Here is a 1,562-nt window from a genome sequence, read left to right on the forward strand (position 1 = left end):
CTTTGATAATATCGCTCATGTGAAAATCTTGAATGTTTTCTGCCTTTAATTTAGAATCTTGTAATGAAACTTCAATATTCATAGTGACCTCCTGATTTTTGTGATATACTAGATTTATCGATTCTATTTATTTTCTGCTGTTTAATCGTCCACACGATTAAGCAGTTTTTTATTGCCAGCAAATCATAATTACTGGAACACCAATAACAATCATGAGTAATCCACACTTCACACAAAACTCCTTATGCTTTTGATCTCGTTCATCATCAGGCATATACAGATAGTTCACTAGCCATTTCACCATCTGAACCACCAATTTCCCACAGATATTAAGCGTTGTCTTAGCGATAACTTGTCCCATCTTTTTGATTTGAACATTGGGCACCTCCATTAGTTGAAGCCTTTTTATTCAAACTTTTAGCTTTCAAACTGTTCCAGAACATCTCATTTCCTAGACCGAAGGAGCTTTTCTTTCTTGCAATAGCACACGCATCTTCTTTGGAGTATGTTGGCATTGTTGCGGCAGTATAAGCATCCCATCCTCTTTTTAATCGATACCTAAACGTATCTAGCTTGATGCCATTTTTTAGGGCTAGTTTTACTAATTCAGAAGGAAGTTTACGATTTTTACTCGCAATTTTCTGTATAATCTCAGCTTTTGAATTGACAGGTTCTTGAGATGCTCTTTCTAAAGTCCATCCTCTGCTAATTCGAGAGGTAAAAGTTTTCATAGGGATTTGATTCCTATTTATTAATTCCAAAATCTCCTTTGGATACTTAGTTCGTTTTTGTACAGGCGTTGTAATTGCTTTGTGCTTTGGCCACCCATATCTTCTGATTCGTACTTCCAATGTCTTTCTACTAATTCCTCTCTTTGCTGCTTCTTGATAGTCCTCGTCCGTTATGTAGTAATCGTACGGATTTCGAAGCATGATACTCACCTCACTATTTTTTTATCTATTAAGTTAGTTGTTGAAGCCTGTCTATTACTCTATCTACGGCTGTGTAATCAATTTTTGGCGTAGTCTGCAGTACTTCTAAACTGCGAATAATATCGTAGGCTCTCTCAATGGCTAAATCGTAATCCTCCATCACCATATTTGTTTCAATTGCTGCCAAGGCTCCGTAAATCGCTTTCCTGTGCTTGATTACTGTCACGACATCCACAATATGAAACCTCCTACAATTGGTAATACTTGATTAATAATTGATAAAGCATCCACTCCGTACATCATTGCTGCAGCCGCCAATTGTCCATCTGTAATTCGGACCCACTCCATGAATGTTGGCATATCTATTGATTTTATTTCTTTTTCAAATTTGGAAATACAAGAACGGCTGCGATGTAATTTATCTGCTAATTGTTGCTGAGTAAGATCTGCTTTGACTCGTAATGCTTTTAGTATTGCTCCGTATTGCACGTATTCTCACCACCTGTCTCCATGTTCCGAATTGGAACGAAGGGAGCAAAAGCGGAACAAAGTATAATTGGCAAATAAGTTAATATATAGGCAAGAGGTTTATTGCCCAAACCTCTTAACAGTTTAGTAGTTTAGTAGAGG

The 1,562-nt window shown here is 37.0% G+C and carries 4 protein-coding genes; all 4 read right to left on the reverse strand.

The features are described from left to right. Positions 1-169: 169 nt before the first annotated feature. Genes ACQKIM_RS28085 through ACQKIM_RS28100 form a run of 4 tightly spaced genes read right to left on the reverse strand, consistent with a single transcriptional unit; the run spans position 170 to position 1,421 of the window. Entirely contained in the window at positions 170-304 is a 135-nt protein-coding gene (locus ACQKIM_RS28085; protein ID WP_427550251.1) for a hypothetical protein, read from the reverse strand. A 37-nt stretch (positions 305-341) separates the two neighbouring features. Further along, entirely contained in the window at positions 342-932 is a 591-nt protein-coding gene (locus ACQKIM_RS28090; RefSeq protein ID WP_427550254.1) for a hypothetical protein, read from the reverse strand. A 28-nt stretch (positions 933-960) separates the two neighbouring features. Continuing rightward, positions 961-1,167, reverse strand: a complete 207-nt coding sequence (locus ACQKIM_RS28095; protein ID WP_427550256.1) for a hypothetical protein — start codon at positions 1,165-1,167, stop codon at positions 961-963. Continuing rightward, on the reverse strand, positions 1,155-1,421 hold the full coding sequence (locus ACQKIM_RS28100; protein ID WP_427550259.1) for a helix-turn-helix domain-containing protein: 267 nt from the start codon (positions 1,419-1,421) through the stop codon (positions 1,155-1,157). Before ACQKIM_RS28100 ends, ACQKIM_RS28095 begins: the two co-directional genes overlap by 13 nt. Between the last annotated feature and the right edge of the window lie 141 nt (positions 1,422-1,562).

It is taken from the genome of Lysinibacillus sp. NPDC047702 (assembly GCF_050272555.1).
Classification (GTDB): Bacteria; Bacillota; Bacilli; order Bacillales_A; family Planococcaceae; genus Lysinibacillus.